Origin of the sequence: Streptomyces sp. NBC_00299 (genome assembly GCF_036173045.1) — a bacterium.
In the GTDB taxonomy this organism is placed as follows: domain Bacteria; phylum Actinomycetota; class Actinomycetes; order Streptomycetales; family Streptomycetaceae; genus Streptomyces; species Streptomyces machairae.
Genome location: NZ_CP108039.1, coordinates 918,337 through 931,943, shown reverse-complemented (window position 1 = coordinate 931,943; position 13,607 = coordinate 918,337). Strand labels below are relative to the sequence as shown.

Genomic DNA, 13,607 nt, shown 5'->3' with positions numbered 1-13,607 from the left:
GGTGGCGGACTCCTGGGAACGGGCCCGGCAGGTGCTGGCCGCGGCGGGCATACCGCCGGACCACCTCGCCCACCTCCGCCCGCTGACGGGCGGCACGTACAACACGGTCGAGGAACTGCTCCTCACCGACGGCAGCCGGTACGTGCTGAAGGTGCCGCCCGCACCGACCGTCCGGGGGCTGCGGCACGAGCGCCGGCTGCTGGTGTCCGAGGCCGAGTTCTACCGCGGGGCCGCCGAGGCGGACGTACCCGCACCGCGTGTGGTGGCCGGCGGGGACCGGCTGCTGATGACGGCCTGTCCCGGCGAGCCCTGGAACGGTGAGCTCGCCGACGCCGAACGGACGGCTCTGCGCAAGGAGTTGGGCCGTCAGGTGGCCCGTCTGCACCGGGTGCCCGGACAGGGCTTCGGCTATCCGTCCGGTGCCCTCGGCCCGCTCGCCGCCGACCGGCGCACCGCGTTCACCGGGATGCTCGACGCCGTCCTCGACGACGCCCGCCGCTACGGGGCCCGGTTGCCCCGCCCCGCCGACGCCATGGCCCACACGTTCCGGGCCGCCTACGACGCACTCGACGACGTCACCGTCCCGTACCTGGTCCACTTCGACCTGTGGCAGGGCAACATCCTGGTGGACCGCGCATCGGGGGAGGCCCGGATCGGCGGCCTCATCGACGGGGAGCGGATGTTCTGGGGCGACCCGCTGGCCGACTTCGTCTCGCTGGCCCTCCTGGACGACATCAAGAAGGACGAGGCGTTCCTCGCCGGCTACCGGGAGGCCGGGGGCCGGGCCGACTTCGACACACCCGCCCGGCTGCGGCTGGCCCTCTACCGCTCCTACCTCTACCTGATCATGCTCACGGAGACGATCCCCCGCGCGGTCGACCCCGCACAGCACCGCTGGGTCCAGGACACGGTGGCTCCCGAGCTCGTGATCGCGCTGGCCGAGATCGAGGATCTGACGGCGTAGGCCACAATGGGGGACGATTCGAACAGGCGCGGAACAGGGTCGACCGAAGGGGAGCCGCATGGCGGGGCGGAACGGGCGCACGGTACGGGACCTCAGACGCGGCAACCGGACGGCCGTGCTGCAGCGCCTCTACTTCGACGGCCCCCTCAGCCGCTTCGAACTGGGCCCCGCGACCGGGCTCAGCTCCGGGTCCGTCAGCAACGTCGTCGCCGAGCTGATCGCCGACGGTCTGGTCGAGGAGGCCGGCAGCGTCGACTCCGACGGCGGCCGGCCCCGCATCCTGCTGCGCGTCGCACCCGGCAGCGGTCACATGATCGGCGTCGACGTCGGCGAGACCAGGGTGCGGATCGGGCTGTTCGACCTTACCCTCACCGAACTCGCCCGCGCGGAGCGGCCGTTGACGCAGCAGCGGTACGAGGTCGAGGGCATCGTCGGCCATGTGCGCGACGGCATCACCGAGGTGCTCTCGGGCGCCGGCGTCGGACCCGAGCGGCTCCTCGGCGTCGGTATCGGCGTTCCCGGGATCGTCGAGCGCATGCCGCGGCTCGGTGCCGTCGTGCACGGACAGACGATCGGCTGGGACGCGGTACCGCTGGAGCAGCGCCTTCGCGACGGCTCCCAACTCCCGGACTCCGTCCCCTACTTCATCGACAACGGCGCCCGGACCCTCGGCCAGGCCGAGATGTGGTTCGGCGGCGGACGCGGCGCCCGCAACGCGATCGTGGTCCTCTTCGGCTCCGGTGTCGGCGCCTGTCTGGTCACCCCCGAGGTGGAGCACGGCCGGGCGGTCGAGTGGGGGCATCTGACGGTACGGGTCCGGGGGCGCCGCTGCCGCTGCGGTGCGCTCGGCTGCCTGGAGGCGTACGCGGGCGCCGAGTCGCTGCTGGCGCGCTGGGGCGAGGAGGGCGGGACCCTGCCGGAGGGCGCCGACGAGGAGACGACACTGGCGGCGCTGCTGGCCGGCGCGTATCCGCCCGAGGGCGGCGCGGCCGACCCGGTGGCGCTCGCCGTACTGGAGGAGACCGCCGAGTACCTGGGCGCGGGCCTGTCCGACCTGATCAACCTCTTCCAGCCCGAGCGCATCCTGATCGGCGGCTGGGCGGGACTGCGGCTCGGCGCCCGCCTCCTGCCCTCCGTACGCCGCCACGCCGCCTCCTACGCCCTGCGGCATCCGGCCGGGAGAGTCACGATCGACGTGGGTCGGCTCGGCCCCGAAGCCGTCACCGTCGGTGCCGCGATCCTGCCGCTCGCCGACTTCTTCGCCCGCGGCGGCCGGCGCGCCGAGCCCGCGGCCGAGGGCCCGGCGCCCGCCTGGCACACGAATCTGGCGGAGCGAGTGGCGCACTGAGGTTTCGCCCGCGACCCGGGCGGTACTCGCGGGCCTTCGGACGACCTTGAACGACGCGAAAGAGGTGCACCATGGCCGACGACCGTCGCGAGGCGCCGGACGAGACCGGCGAGCCGATACCGAGGGATCTGCCGGACCAGCAGGCCGCCCCGGGGGAGGACCCCTGGGATCTGCCGGCCGGGCCGGCACAGGACACGACCACCGAAGCGGACGACGTGCCCGACACCGATGAGGGAGGCACGAGCCGACAAGGCGCGCGGCAGTCCGGTGCGGTCCACCCCGAACACCCGGCGCCCGAGGAGCCGCCGGGCTGAGAGACGCGTTCCGGCCGGCCGAGCGGGGGGCCGCAGGGCGTGGGTCAGCCCACCTTGCGGCCCCGCATGGGCTCCGTCGGTGCGCCCGCACCGCGCTGGAGGCCCTGCACGAACTCCTCCAGCACCTCGGTCGCCGTGCGCTCCGGCCGCCAGCCCAGTTCCGTACGCGCCCGTGTGCAGTCCATCAGGGGCAGCCCGAGGACCGCGTCGAAGAGGTGCGGGGAAGCGGGCAGCAGGTGCAGCCCCCACGCGGCGGCGATCGCCGAGCGGGCCGCCGTGCGAGGGAGCCGGACCGGGCGGGCCCCGAGCATCTCGCCCAGCACCCTCGCGTCCACCGGCGGCTCGGCCGCCAGGTTGAACGCCCCGCGCACGTCGGACTTCACGGCCAGCTGATACGCCGTGGCCGCGTCGTCGCTGTGCAGGGCCTGCACCCGCAGTCCCGGGATGTCGGGCAGGAACCGCAGCAGCTCGGGTCGCGCCAGCGGCCCCGGCAGGAACCGCCCGCCGAAGATACGGCGCTGCTCACTCGCCGACTGCCGCTTGAACAGGAACGCCGGCCGCATCCGCACCACCCGCACCCTGGGGTGGGCCCGGTCGAAAGTGTCCAGCGCCCGTTCCAGGTAGGCCTTCTCCCGGCAGTACGCGGCGTCGGGCCAGCCGTGGGTCGGCCACGACTCGTCCACGGCGCGATCCTTCGGTCCCGGCGAGTACGCGCCCACCGACGACGCGTGGACCAGCGCCGGGACCCTGGCGGCCGCCGCCGCCTCGAAGACCTGCATGCCGCCCAGTACGTTCGTGCGCCAGGTCGCCGCCGGATCATGCGTCGGCTGGAACGCCCAGGCCAGATGGATGACGGCGGCGGCGCCCTCGAACATGTCCGCCAGATCGGGACGCTCGGACGCCAGGTCCACCGCCGCCCACTGCGTCTTCGGTGGCGACCAGTCGGGGATCCGGCGGGCCAGGCCCAGTACGGAGCCGACGTCCGGATCCTCCGAGAGGAGCCGCACCACACTCGTACCGACATTGCCCGTGGCACCGGTGACGACGATCCTTCGGGCCGCTTCGCTGCTCACCTGCGGCTCCTCCCGGAGAGTGGGGACGGGAGCCCCCGAGTACCCACTGTGGCTAGGCGGGGAACGCGTTCACGCCCGTCAGCTCCGCCGACAGCGTCCACAGCCGCGCCGCCTGCTCCGGGTCGGTGGCCCAGGCCATGACGCCGCTGCGGTCCTCGTCGTCCTCGGCAGCGGGACCGGCGATGTCGCAGTCCTCCAGATAGACCCCGCCCATGCCGTTGAGCTGCGGCGACGTCGCGGCCCACACCTGCGTGGCCGCTCCCTGCTCTGGGGTCTTGAAGGCCTCGGGGTGGAGCATGTTGCCCTGCTCGTCGATCCAGCCGCGCTCCACCATCTCCTCCTTGGCGAGGTGGCGCTGCAGCGGGGTGAGGATGCCGCCTGGGTGGAGCGAGAAGGCCCGTACCCCGTGGTCGGCGCCGAGCTTGTCGAGGTGGACGGCGAACAGGACGTTCGCGGTCTTCGCCTGCCCGTACGCCTCCCACTTGTCGTAGCCGTGCCGCCAGTGGACGTCGTCCCAGCGGATCCCGGACAGATGGTGGCCGCGCGAGGAGACCGACACCACTCGGGCGCCGCCGGGTTCGATCGCCGGCCACAGCCGGTTGACCAGGGCGAAGTGACCGAGGTGGTTGGTCGCGAACTGTGCCTCCCAGCCCGGCCCCACCCGGGTCTCGGGGCAGGCCATGATCCCGGCGTTGTCGATCACGATGTCGACCGTGCGGCCGGAGGCGAGGAAGCGCTCGGCGAAGCCGCGCACGCTCTCCAGGTCGCCCAGGTCCAGCTCGTCCACCTCGACGCCGCTGACGCCGGACAGCGCCTCCTCGGCGGCGGCGCGGCGGCGGGCGGGGACGACGACACGGGCGCCCGCCTTGGTGAGTGCCCGCGTGGTCTCCAGGCCGAGGCCGGAGTAGCCGCCGGTGACGATCGCGAGCTTTCCGGTCAGGTCGATGCCGCGGAGGACGTCGTCGGCGGTGCTGGTTGCCCCGAAACCGGAGCCGATCTTGTGCTGTGCAGTGCTCATGTGCGGAACGCTACGAATTGGAGCGCTCTCGAAGTCAAGCCGACCTGTGGGACACGCCCGAACAGGAAAAAGCCCCGGCCGGACGGGGGAATTCCGGTCGGGGCGGTCTTTAGGTGTGGGCGCGGATGGCGGTCGCCTCTCGGCGAAAGGCTCCACAGGGCTTCAGCCGAACGATCGTCCCTGTGGGCAAAAGGTGAGGCCCGGGGACACTGTCCCATCCGCACCCACGGCTGGTTCAACGGGCAACTACCGGCGAGTGTTCCTGCGTTTCCGACGCGGCGCGGTGATGTGCATCACGCGCCACCCGCGCCCGTTGCCCCACGCTCACTTGACCGCCGACTTCTCACGCGTCCACGCCAGCAGCTCGTCCGCCGTCCAGGTGGTGAGCACTCGTTCGGCGGGCACCTCGCACTCCTCCGCCCGCGCACAGCCGTACCGCTGCCAGTCGAGCTGCCCGGGCGCGTGCGCGTCGGTGTCGACGGAGAACAGCACGCCCGCCGCCACGGCCCGCCGCAGCAGCCGCCGGGGCGGGTCCAGCCGCTCGGGCCGACTGTTGATCTCCACCGCCGTACCGGACTCGGCGCACGCGGCGAACACCTCGTCCGCGTCGAACTCCGACTCCGGCCGGCCCCGCCCGGTGATCAGCCGACCGGTGCAGTGGCCGAGGATGTCCGCGTGCGGACTGCGTACGGCGGCGACCATCCGACGGGTCATCGAGCGCGCGTCCATCCGCAGTTTGGAGTGCACGGACACGACCACCACGTCGAGCCGCTCCAGCAGCTCGGGTTCCTGGTCGAGCGAGCCGTCCTCCAGGATGTCGCACTCGATGCCGGTGAGCAGCCGGAAGGGTGCCCAGGTCGCGTTGAGTTCCGCCACCACGTCCAGCTGATCGCGCAGCCGTTCCGCCGAGAGCCCGCGGGCCACGGTCAGACGCGGTGAGTGATCGGTCAGCACCGCCCACTCGTGGCCGAGCTCGGCCGCCGTCCGGCCCATCTCCTCGATCGGGCTGCCGCCGTCCGACCAGTCGGAGTGCAGATGGCAGTCTCCGCGCAGCAGCTCCCACAGCCGGTGGCCGTTCACGGGCGGCTCGGCCGCCGGCCTGCCCTCCAGGTCCGTCAGATAGGCGGGCACCTGCCCGGCCAGCGCCTCGCGCACCACCTGGGCCGTCTTGGGGCCGACGCCCTTGAGCGACTCCAGCGTCCCGGCCTCCGACCGCGCCCGCACCTCGTCCGCGGGCAGCCCGGCCAGCACCCGGGCGGCCGTACGGAAGGCCCGTACGCGATACGTCGGCTCCAGTGAGCGCTCCAGCAGAAACGCGATCCTGTTCAGCGCGTCGACGGGATCCATCGCCACCTCCTCCTCCAGGGTTCCCCGGCCCTGTGGCGCCCGCACGGCGGCGGACGGAGGGCCGGCTGCGTGTCGCGGCACGCCTGGAGGATTCGTTGACGCGGGTTGCGTTCTACGCTCTATTCATGACCGAAAGCGCGAGCCCGCACATTTCACAGCCGCGGATCATGGTGCTCGGGGTTCAGCCGGGCACGCCTCCCTTCCGCATCATGGAGATCGACGGCGAGGTCGTCGGTCAGCCGAGGACGATCACCGACGTCCTGGAGTACGCCGCCGCGTTCGGCATCACGGTCCACGACCTGGACGACCCGGACGTGGTCCGCTGGGTCGGCGGTGACAAGTTCACCTGGCGCCACCACTAGGCGGCCGGACGGCCGGGTCAGCCGACCGTCCACTTCTGGTTGCCGCCGCCGCTGCAGGTCCAGATCTGCAGCCGGGTGCCGTTGGCCGAGTTGTTGCCGGTCACGTCCAGGCACTTGTCGGCCTGCAGGTTGACGATGTCGCCTGCCGCGCTGACGGCCCATCTCTGGTTGGGGCCGCCCGTGCAGTCCCACAGCTGGACCGTCGTGCCGTCCGCCGTGCCGTTCCCGGTGGCGTCCAGGCACTTGCCGAGCGCGCGGAGCGTGCCGTCCGAGCCTCGGGACCACTGCTGGGCGGCACTGCCGTTGCAGTCGTAGAGCTGTACGGGCGTACCGTTCGCGGAGCTCGCCCCGGCCACGTCCACGCACTTCCCGGCCAGCCCCCTGATCGCGCCGCCGGCGGGGCTGTCGCCGGTCGTCACCGAGACGTGGTCCACCACCAGTTGCTGCGGGAACACCGTGGAGCCGTCCGGGTCGCCGGGCCAGTAGCCGCCCACCGCGAGGTTCAGGATCAGGAAGAACGGCTTGTTGAAGACCCACTGCCTGCCGCCCAGGTCGGCGGGTGTGCGCCGCTGGTAGACGTTGCCGTCCACGGACCAGGTGATCGAGTCGGGTGCCCAGTCGACGGCGAAGGTGTGGAAGGCGTCCGCGAAGGCCTGTCCGTTCGGCAGGGAGTAGCCGGCGCCTATGCCGCCCGACCCGGAGTAGCCGGGGCCGTGGATGGTGCCGTGGACCGTCGAGGGCTCGAAGCCGACGTTCTCCATGATGTCGATCTCGCCCGAGTCCGGCCAGTTGACCGGCGTGCCGAGCATCCAGAACGCGGGCCACATGCCCTGCCCCCGCGGAACCTTCATGCGCGCCTCGATGTGCCCGTACTTGGGCCGTGAACTTGCCGGAGGTGTTCAGCCGGGCCGAGGTGTACTGGCAGGTGCCGTACCAGCACTGGTAGTTGGCGGGGTTCTCGCGCCGGGCGGTGATGACCAGGTGGCCCTGGCCGTCCAGCGCCGCGTTCTTGTTGCCCGAGGTGTAGTACTGCCGCTCGTGGTTGTTGACGTTGTCGCCGGTCTCGATCTGCCACCTCGACGAGTCGACCGCGGCGCCCGCGGGCCCGTCGAAGTTGTCGGAGAACGTCACCGCGGCGGCCGAGACGCCCGGAGGTTCGGCCTGCGCGGGGCCGATCGCGGCGGACGCGACCAGGACGGCCGACAGAGCGGCGAGGAGAGCGGTGCGGAGCAGGCGTGGGGAGGCCATCGTGCTCCCTTCCATGCGGCGGCCCGTGCGGACGGGGTGCGCCGAGCGAGGTGGGGGGTGAAGGTGTCGCCACTTGATTTAAGGAGTGAGGTAAGAGGCCGTCAATACCTTGGTACGGACCAGAACTTGAGTGTCCGGATATCGCGGAGAGATCGCCCCCACCCGGCATGGTTCGTCCGCCGCCGAAGTGTCGGGTTCCTAGGCTTCTCGCCATGAACGCCGCACACATCGGTGAACTGCTCGCCATTCTGGGCGCGGGCCTGGCCGCCGGTGCCGTCAACGCCGTCGTCGGCTCGGGGACGCTGATCTCGTTCCCGGTCCTGCTCGCGACCGGCCTGCCACCCGTCACCGCCACGGTCTCCAACGCGCTCGGGCTGATCCCCGGCTCGATCGGCGGAGCCATCGGCTATCGCGAGGAACTGCGCGGTCAGCGCCGGCGCCTGCTTAAGTGGGGCGCCGGCGCCGTCCTAGGCGGGTTCAGCGGCGCCGCGCTGCTCCTCACCCTGCCCGCCTCGGCGTTCGAACGGATCGTGCCGGTGCTCGTGGGCCTCGCGCTCGTGCTGGTCGTCCTCCAGCCGCTGATCAGCGGGAAGGTGAGCAGCCGCCGGGCACGGAAGGGAAAGCCGGCACGCCCCGACGGCGGCCCCCTGCTGCTTGTCGGACTGACCCTGGCCAGCGTCTACGGCGGCTACTTCGCGGCGGCCCAGGGCATCATCTACGTCGCCCTGATGGGCATGCTCCTCGACGACAGCCTGCAACGCCTCACCGGCGCCAAGAACGTGCTCGTCGCGGTAGTCAACTCCGTCGCCGCGCTGTTCTTCCTCGTCGCCGCGGAGTTCGACTGGACGGCCGTGGGCCTCCTCGCGATCGGGTCCGCAGCCGGCGGCCTCCTGGGAGCCAGGACGGGCCGCCGGCTGCGCCCCTCTGTGCTGCGCGCGTTCATCGTGGTCGTCGGCACGGTGGCCATCGTCCAGTTGGTGCTGCGTTAGGCCTTGGCGGGGCGGGACCCCCGGGCGTGCACCACGCGGCTGAGCCGGCGACCCAGCAGGAGGTAGCCGAGCAGGGCGCCGGTGGTGTTGAGGATGACGTCGTCGATGTCGAAGGCGCGCCCCGTCACCAGGGCACCCTGCGCGAACTCGACCAGAAGCATGACGGTCGCCGTCAGGAGCAGCACCCGCAGGACACCGCGCGTGCGTGGCGCGACGACGGGAACGAGGATGCCGAACGGGACACCCAGCAGCACATTGCCCCCGATCTGCTTGACGGCGTCGCGCAGTTCGGGCTGGTCCAGATAGGCCCGCAGCGAACTGCCCGGCTGCAGATTGGTGTGCGTCAGAGCCTCGGACGCGGGGGAGGGCTGCAGGGTGAGCTTCGCCAGCACGACGGCGAACGCGACCATGAAAGCGAAGGCGCACAGCATGGCGAGGAGACGGGCGAGAAACCGCAGGGGACTTCGCCTCGGGCGCGCGGTGCGCTCGGAGGTGGCGGCGCGTTCGGACTTGGCCGTGCGTCCGGACTTCGTGGTGCGTCCGAGCCTGGCCCTGAGTCCGGGCTTGGCGGTACCGCCCGATTTTGCGCGGCCCGCGGACTTGCCCGCGCCCCGCGACTTCGAGCCGCCTGCCGACCGAGTCGCCTCGCGCCACTTCGCGCCCAGTGCGGACTTGAGGGAACCCGCGGACTTCGAGCGCCCCGCGGACTTGCCGGACCTTGCGGACTTCGCTCCTCCTGCCGCCTTGGCGGCACCTCTGGATTTGGGGGTGCCGGGGTGCAACGCGGCACGCGAACGTGAGGTCCCACCGGCCATGCGATCCTCCACTCTTCAACAGTCCTTCGTGGTAGGCCGCTTACCCCGGTACCGCGTCGAGATGCCCGACGAGGCGGCGCCCGGTATCACAGCCGCCCCCGGTTTCCCTTCACGCTGTCGGGGCACTCCGGGCGGGGGCCGCGCGTGCCGCCGCCTCCGTCATCCGGGGTGGTGTTTGGATGACGCGGAACGGAAGTAAACGGCATTAACGGACATCTGGCTCGCGGAGGTGGCGCATGGACCGGCGCACGACGCTGCTCGCCGCGACCGAGTTCCTGGCCTGGTGGGCCGCGCTCGCCGTGCTGTGGCTGATCCTCGTCACGACCGTGGACACTCGGGAACTCGCGGTCGGCGCGGGCGTCGCCGGCGTGGCAGCGCTCGCGGCCGTCGCCGCGCGCCGGGCGGTGGCCGGTCGATGAACGGCTGGCTCCTCGCCGCGACCGTCGTGCTCGGAGGGGGAGTGGGCGCCACCGTCTGGGGCGTCGCCAGCGGACCACTGCGGCGCAGGGTCGTCGCCCAGAACCTGTCCACCGCCCTCGCCTGCCCCGGACTGCTCCTGCTCGCCCAGGGATACGACCGCCCCGCCTACGTCGATCTCGCCCTGGTCCTCGCTCTGCTCGGCCCGGTCGGCACCCTCGTCTTCGCCCGCCTGCTGACCGGCGAACTCGCCGACGACCCGCCCCGCGCCCGGGGCCTGACGTGGGCGGCGGCCGGCCTCGGCGCGGCCGTGGTGCTGGCGCTGTGCGTGGCGGAGGGACCGAGCCGGGCGATGGTGAAGGTCCTCCTCACGGGCGCGCTGCTGATCGGCGGGAACTTCGTCGCCTCCCAGGCGCTGTCCGGCGGCATCGCGGGGGTGCGCGGTGGCTGACGCGGTGATCGTCGTCGCGCTGCTGCTGGTCGCCGGCTGCGCGACCGTGGCCGTACTGGTCCGCGACCCCGTGCGCCAGGCCCTCGTGCTGGCCGTCCTCGGCGTCGTACTGGCCGTGCTGTTCACCGTGGTGCAGGCGCCGGACGTCGCCCTGTCGCAACTGGCGGTCGGCGGGGCCCTCACCCCGCTGCTGCTGCTCCTGTCGGTCCGCAAGGTCAAGCGGCGCAAGGAGCGTGACGAATGAACCCGCGCACCCGGCTCCGGCTCGTCGCCGTCGGCGGCACCGGCCTGGCCGTGCTCCTCGTCGCGGCATGTCTGCGGCTGCCGGACTTCGGCGGCGACAGCCACCCGTACGGCGACCGCGCGGTGCGCGATTCCCTCGCCCGGCAGACCGCCAACACCATCGCCTCCATCAACTTCGACCAGCGTGCCTTCGACACCATGGGCGAGATGACCATCCTGTTCGCGGCCGTCGTCGGCTGTGTCGTCCTGCTGCGGCAGACCCGCGACGAGCACCGCGCCCGGCCCGAACCCGCCGACGTCACCCCGCCGGTGCGCCGCTACGCCCTGATCGCCCTGCCGGTCGCCCTGGTCGTCGGCCTGTACGTCATCGCGCACGGGCAACTCAGTCCCGGCGGCGGCTTCCAGGGCGGCGTCGTCGCCGCGACCGCCCTGCATCTGCTCTATCTCGGCGCCGACTACCGCGCCCTGGAACGCGTCCGCCCGGTCGGTCTGTACGAGGTCGGTGACGCCGTGGCGGCCTCGGCCTACCTGGTCACCGGCCTCGCGGGCCTCATCGGCGGCACCGCGTTCCTCGCCAACACCCTGCTGCCGTACGGCACGTTCAACACCCTGTCCTCCGGTGGCACCGTGCCGCTGCTGAACGCGGCCGTCGGCATGGAGGTCGCCTGCGCGGTGGTCGTGCTGCTCGCCCGATTCCTGGACCAGGCCGTCGAGATCGAGGAGGAGAGCGGGAAGTGAGAGCGCCGTGATGGATGTCCTGCCGTACCTCGTCGCCGTGTGGATCTTCCTCATCGGCTGCTACGGCCTTGCCACCAGCCGCAATCTGATCCACGCCGTCGGCTGTCTGGCCGTGTGCCAGTCGGCCACGTATGTCCTGCTGCTGGCGGTCGGCTACCGCGACGACGCCACCGCGCCCGTCTTCTCCGACCTGGAGCCCGGCGCACGCCCCGTCGTCGACCCGGTCGTCCAGGCCCTCGCCCTCACCGACGTCGTCGTCGGCGCCACCGTCACCGCGCTGCTGCTCGCGCTCGTCATCCAGGTCGCCAAGCGGCACGGCACCGTCGACCCCGACGAACTCTCCGAGCTGCGCGGCTGATGAACGACCTGCTGCCGCTGCTCGTCGCCGTGCCGCTGCTCGGTGCCGCCCTCCTGGTCGCCGCCGGCCGTCGCCTGCCCCGCGTCGTCGCGGACTCCGTGGCCTGTGCCGTGTCGGCGGGGACGGCCGGGCTCGCGATCGTGCTGTCGCTGAACTCCTCGCCGCCGATGGTCGAATGGGTCGGCGGCTGGACGCCCGTGGAGGGCCGCAGCGTCGGCATCGTCCTCATCGGGGACGGCGCGGGGCTCGGCATGGCCGCCCTGGCCTCCCTGCTGACCCTCGCGGCCCTGGCGTACTCCTGGCGCTACTTCGAGGAACCTCCGCGCCGGCACGCCGGCTCGTTCCCCGCCCTGGTCCTGCTCCTCCAGGCGGGCATGTGCGGATTCGCGATCGCGGGCGACCTGTTCAACGCGTTCGTGTGGTTCGAGCTGATGAGCGTCGTCGCCTACGCGCTGACGGGCACCCGGGTCGAGGAGGCCAAGGCCGTGCAGGGCGCGCTGACCTTCGGCGTCGTCACCTCGCTCGGCGCCTACGCCATGCTGATGGGCATCGCGCTGCTGTACGCCCGCACCGGCGAGCTCGCCATGGACGGGATCGGGCGCGGCCTCGATGCCCACGGACTGCCGGACGCGCTCGTCCTGGCCGCCTTCGTCCTCGTCCTGACCGGCCTGCTGATCAAGTCGGCCGCGGTGCCGTTCCACTTCTGGCTCCCGGACGCGCACGCCGTCGCACCCACACCGGTGTGCATGCTGCTGTCGGGCGTCATGGTCGAACTCGGCGTGTACGGCGTCTGGCGGGTGTACGGCACCGTATTCGCCGGACCCGGCGGGATCCCGGCGGCCGACCTGGAGCGGGTCCTCGTCGTGCTCGGCGCGGTGACGGCGCTGATCGGCGCGGTCATGTGCTGGTACCAGAGGCACATCAAGCGGCTGCTGGCGTACTCGACGGTCGCCCACACCGGGCTGTTCCTGATCGGCATCGGCGTCCTCACCCCTCAGGCCGACGACGGGGTCGCGCTGTACGTCCTCGGGCACGCCGGGGTGAAGGCCGCACTGTTCGCCTGTACGGGCATCCTCCTCGACCGGTACGGGACCGTCGACGAGCACGCGCTGCACGGGCGGGCCCGGGAACTGCGGGGCGTCGCGGTGATGTACGTGGTGGGCGCGCTCGCCCTCGCCGGACTCCCGCCCTTCGGGACGGGGTTCGGGAAGGCCGTCACGGAGAAGGCCGCGGGCGGCTCGCTGACCCTGCTGTACGTGGTCGCGAGCGTGGTCACCGCCGCGGCCGTACTGCGGGTCGCCGCCCGGGTGTTCTTCGGGCTCGGCCCGACACCTGCGGACGACCCCGAGTACGAGACGACCGGCGCCGGCGAACGGCCCGAGACCCGGCACCGGCTCAGCCGGATCCCCGACACCATGACCGCGGTCCCCGCCGTCCTGCTCGCCGGCTCCCTCGCCGTCGGCGTGGCCCCCGGCTTCGGCGAGGTCGTGGCCCACGCCGTCAACGAGGCCGGTTCGGGCGGCGCCGTGGTCCCCGCCCCGCACTGGACCCCGGCCGGCGTCCTGCTGGACCTCGCCTCGACCGTACTGGCCCTCGGCCTGGCGGCCCTGGCCGTGACCCGCCCCGACCTCCTGGCCGCCCCGTCCCACGCACGCCCCCTACGTCGCCTGCAGTCCGGGCACGTCGGGGACTACGTGGCCTGGGTACTGGTGGGGGCGACCCTGCTGGGCGCACTGGCCCTACCGGGCCTGCTCGCATAGGCACCCCTGCCGCCCAGGTCCCACCCGCCGGACACCGTCCGCCATGCGCCTCGCCGGAGCCCGGACCCGGCTTCGCCGAGGCAAGCCCGGGTGGGCTCCACCCGAGGCCGGCGCCGACGGTCGTAGGACGCTGCCCTCAGGTCCCCCCCCCCAACGCTTGAC

15 protein-coding genes and 1 pseudogene are annotated in these 13,607 nt (G+C 72.5%); 11 read left to right on the top strand and 5 right to left on the bottom strand.

Annotated features, from left to right (window positions below):
• Nucleotide 1: 1 nt before the first annotated feature.
• The 3 genes from OHT51_RS04300 (at nt 2) to OHT51_RS04290 (ending at nt 2,626) form a co-directional block, all read left to right on the top strand.
• Complete coding sequence (locus OHT51_RS04300; RefSeq protein ID WP_328877523.1) at nt 2-964, top strand: phosphotransferase family protein; 963 nt, start codon at nt 2-4, stop codon at nt 962-964.
• Between the two features lie 58 nt (nt 965-1,022).
• On the top strand, nt 1,023-2,312 hold the full coding sequence (locus OHT51_RS04295; protein ID WP_328877522.1) for an ROK family transcriptional regulator: 1,290 nt from the start codon (nt 1,023-1,025) through the stop codon (nt 2,310-2,312).
• Between the two features lie 71 nt (nt 2,313-2,383).
• The gene (locus OHT51_RS04290) at nt 2,384-2,626 is read left to right on the top strand and encodes a hypothetical protein (RefSeq protein WP_328877521.1); all 243 of its coding nucleotides are present in this window, start codon (nt 2,384-2,386) and stop codon (nt 2,624-2,626) included.
• Nucleotides 2,627-2,670: 44 nt separating this feature from the next.
• On the opposite strand, the gene OHT51_RS04285 is transcribed toward OHT51_RS04290, so the two are convergent.
• The 3 genes from OHT51_RS04285 to OHT51_RS04275 all read right to left on the bottom strand — a co-directional run bounded on the left by OHT51_RS04285 (nt 2,671) and on the right by OHT51_RS04275 (nt 6,064).
• Nucleotides 2,671-3,699, bottom strand: a complete 1,029-nt coding sequence (locus OHT51_RS04285; protein ID WP_328877520.1) for an SDR family oxidoreductase — start codon at nt 3,697-3,699, stop codon at nt 2,671-2,673.
• Between the two features lie 52 nt (nt 3,700-3,751).
• The gene (locus OHT51_RS04280; RefSeq protein ID WP_328877519.1) at nt 3,752-4,717 is read right to left on the bottom strand and encodes an SDR family NAD(P)-dependent oxidoreductase; all 966 of its coding nucleotides are present in this window, start codon (nt 4,715-4,717) and stop codon (nt 3,752-3,754) included.
• 324 nt (nt 4,718-5,041) lie between these two features.
• On the bottom strand, nt 5,042-6,064 hold the full coding sequence (locus tag OHT51_RS04275; protein ID WP_328884239.1) for a PHP domain-containing protein: 1,023 nt from the start codon (nt 6,062-6,064) through the stop codon (nt 5,042-5,044).
• 125 nt (nt 6,065-6,189) lie between these two features.
• Here OHT51_RS04275 and OHT51_RS04270 point away from each other — a divergent pair, with 125 nt between their 5' ends.
• Nucleotides 6,190-6,426, top strand: a complete 237-nt coding sequence (locus tag OHT51_RS04270; RefSeq protein WP_328420227.1) for a hypothetical protein — start codon at nt 6,190-6,192, stop codon at nt 6,424-6,426.
• Nucleotides 6,427-6,443: 17 nt separating this feature from the next.
• Here the strand turns inward: OHT51_RS04270 and OHT51_RS04265 are convergent.
• Nucleotides 6,444-7,674: pseudogene (locus tag OHT51_RS04265) on the bottom strand (ricin-type beta-trefoil lectin domain protein).
• A 212-nt stretch (nt 7,675-7,886) separates the two neighbouring features.
• On the opposite strand from OHT51_RS04265, the gene OHT51_RS04260 reads away from it, so the two are divergent.
• Entirely contained in the window at nt 7,887-8,663 is a 777-nt protein-coding gene (locus OHT51_RS04260; protein ID WP_328877518.1) for a sulfite exporter TauE/SafE family protein, read from the top strand.
• Here the strand turns inward: OHT51_RS04260 and OHT51_RS04255 are convergent.
• The gene (locus tag OHT51_RS04255; RefSeq protein ID WP_406209848.1) at nt 8,660-9,094 is read right to left on the bottom strand and encodes a VanZ family protein; all 435 of its coding nucleotides are present in this window, start codon (nt 9,092-9,094) and stop codon (nt 8,660-8,662) included. The two genes, OHT51_RS04260 and OHT51_RS04255, sit on opposite strands and share 4 nt — an antisense overlap.
• A gap of 620 nt (nt 9,095-9,714) precedes the next feature.
• Between OHT51_RS04255 and OHT51_RS04250 the strand changes: the two genes are divergently transcribed.
• Genes OHT51_RS04250 through OHT51_RS04225 form a run of 6 tightly spaced genes read left to right on the top strand, consistent with a single transcriptional unit; the run spans nt 9,715 to nt 13,445 of the window.
• The gene (locus OHT51_RS04250; protein WP_328877517.1) at nt 9,715-9,897 is read left to right on the top strand and encodes a hypothetical protein; all 183 of its coding nucleotides are present in this window, start codon (nt 9,715-9,717) and stop codon (nt 9,895-9,897) included.
• Nucleotides 9,894-10,346: a monovalent cation/H+ antiporter complex subunit F gene (locus OHT51_RS04245; protein WP_328877516.1), complete on the top strand. Its 453-nt coding sequence runs from the start codon at nt 9,894-9,896 to the stop codon at nt 10,344-10,346. Before OHT51_RS04250 ends, OHT51_RS04245 begins: the two co-directional genes overlap by 4 nt.
• Nucleotides 10,339-10,590, top strand: coding sequence for a Na(+)/H(+) antiporter subunit B (locus OHT51_RS04240; protein WP_328877515.1), 252 nt, complete (start codon nt 10,339-10,341; stop codon nt 10,588-10,590). The genes OHT51_RS04245 and OHT51_RS04240 overlap by 8 nt, the downstream gene beginning before the upstream one ends.
• Nucleotides 10,587-11,327, top strand: coding sequence for an MnhB domain-containing protein (locus tag OHT51_RS04235; RefSeq protein ID WP_328877514.1), 741 nt, complete (start codon nt 10,587-10,589; stop codon nt 11,325-11,327). The genes OHT51_RS04240 and OHT51_RS04235 overlap by 4 nt, the downstream gene beginning before the upstream one ends.
• Nucleotides 11,328-11,337: 10 nt before the next feature.
• Nucleotides 11,338-11,685 carry a sodium:proton antiporter gene (locus OHT51_RS04230; RefSeq protein ID WP_328884237.1) on the top strand — a complete coding sequence of 116 codons (348 nt, stop codon included), beginning with the start codon at nt 11,338-11,340 and terminating at the stop codon, nt 11,683-11,685.
• A complete protein-coding gene (locus tag OHT51_RS04225) occupies nt 11,685-13,445 on the top strand; it encodes a complex I subunit 5 family protein (protein WP_328877513.1) in 1,761 nt (586 codons plus the stop codon). Before OHT51_RS04230 ends, OHT51_RS04225 begins: the two co-directional genes overlap by 1 nt.
• Nucleotides 13,446-13,607 lie beyond the last annotated feature (162 nt).

What these genes read in the sequence shown, in the direction of transcription:
- OHT51_RS04295 (WP_328877522.1), top strand. Translation starts at nt 1,023, where the DNA reads ATGGCGGGGCGGAACGGGCGCACGGTACGGGACCTCAGACGCGGCAAC.
- OHT51_RS04290 (WP_328877521.1), top strand. Translation starts at nt 2,384, where the DNA reads ATGGCCGACGACCGTCGCGAGGCGCCGGACGAGACCGGCGAGCCGATA.
- OHT51_RS04280 (WP_328877519.1), bottom strand. Translation starts at nt 4,717, where the DNA reads ATGAGCACTGCACAGCACAAGATCGGCTCCGGTTTCGGGGCAACCAGC.
- OHT51_RS04275 (WP_328884239.1), bottom strand. Translation starts at nt 6,064, where the DNA reads ATGGATCCCGTCGACGCGCTGAACAGGATCGCGTTTCTGCTGGAGCGC.
- OHT51_RS04270 (WP_328420227.1), top strand. Translation starts at nt 6,190, where the DNA reads ATGACCGAAAGCGCGAGCCCGCACATTTCACAGCCGCGGATCATGGTG.
- OHT51_RS04260 (WP_328877518.1), top strand. Translation starts at nt 7,887, where the DNA reads ATGAACGCCGCACACATCGGTGAACTGCTCGCCATTCTGGGCGCGGGC.
- OHT51_RS04255 (WP_406209848.1), bottom strand. Translation starts at nt 9,094, where the DNA reads ATGCTGTGCGCCTTCGCTTTCATGGTCGCGTTCGCCGTCGTGCTGGCG.
- OHT51_RS04250 (WP_328877517.1), top strand. Translation starts at nt 9,715, where the DNA reads ATGGACCGGCGCACGACGCTGCTCGCCGCGACCGAGTTCCTGGCCTGG.
- OHT51_RS04245 (WP_328877516.1), top strand. Translation starts at nt 9,894, where the DNA reads ATGAACGGCTGGCTCCTCGCCGCGACCGTCGTGCTCGGAGGGGGAGTG.
- OHT51_RS04235 (WP_328877514.1), top strand. Translation starts at nt 10,587, where the DNA reads ATGAACCCGCGCACCCGGCTCCGGCTCGTCGCCGTCGGCGGCACCGGC.
- OHT51_RS04230 (WP_328884237.1), top strand. Translation starts at nt 11,338, where the DNA reads ATGGATGTCCTGCCGTACCTCGTCGCCGTGTGGATCTTCCTCATCGGC.
- OHT51_RS04225 (WP_328877513.1), top strand. Translation starts at nt 11,685, where the DNA reads ATGAACGACCTGCTGCCGCTGCTCGTCGCCGTGCCGCTGCTCGGTGCC.